The organism is Ectopseudomonas khazarica (assembly GCF_004521985.1).
GTDB classification, from domain to species: domain Bacteria; phylum Pseudomonadota; class Gammaproteobacteria; order Pseudomonadales; family Pseudomonadaceae; genus Aquipseudomonas; species Aquipseudomonas khazarica.
Window position 1 is genome coordinate 1 of record NZ_SBHZ01000047.1, and the last position, 431, is coordinate 431.

1 protein-coding gene is annotated in these 431 nt (G+C 30.9%); it reads right to left on the minus strand.

Translation table 11 applies throughout. The features are described 5' to 3' along the window. Nucleotides 1–334 (minus strand): YhiJ N-terminal domain-containing protein (locus EPK82_RS24870; RefSeq protein ID WP_208651187.1); only part of this gene is annotated, 334 nt, incomplete at its 3' end. Nucleotides 335–431 lie beyond the last annotated feature (97 nt).

Sequence of the window (431 nt, forward strand, 5' to 3'; positions counted from 1 at the left end):
GTATAATTGTAAAGATAAACGTATCAGTAGTATTGTCGGCGAATCTATTATATTCTTGAATATCTATAGAAGGTTCACTATTATAAAACCATACTTTCTCCATCTGGTGACTACGATCATTTACATTCCAGTGACCATGTTGCAGGAAATAGATGATATGCAGGCCAAAATCGTTATCTATTTGCGAATCATTATCCAGTTTATCAAATTCAACTATCTTTGCACGATGTGTTTTATCAACCTTGCCATGGTGTTGATGACTGTTAACTTTATCTGAATGCTTATCTTGATGGCTTGAAGAGATGTTTCTAATCTGATTGTCAATTGCTTTCATAAATAACCTGTGATATTTTTGAATTGTTTGTAACAAAATAAATGATACTTGTCTGAAAAACAGATTTACGACGATATAAAATAATAATACTTATATG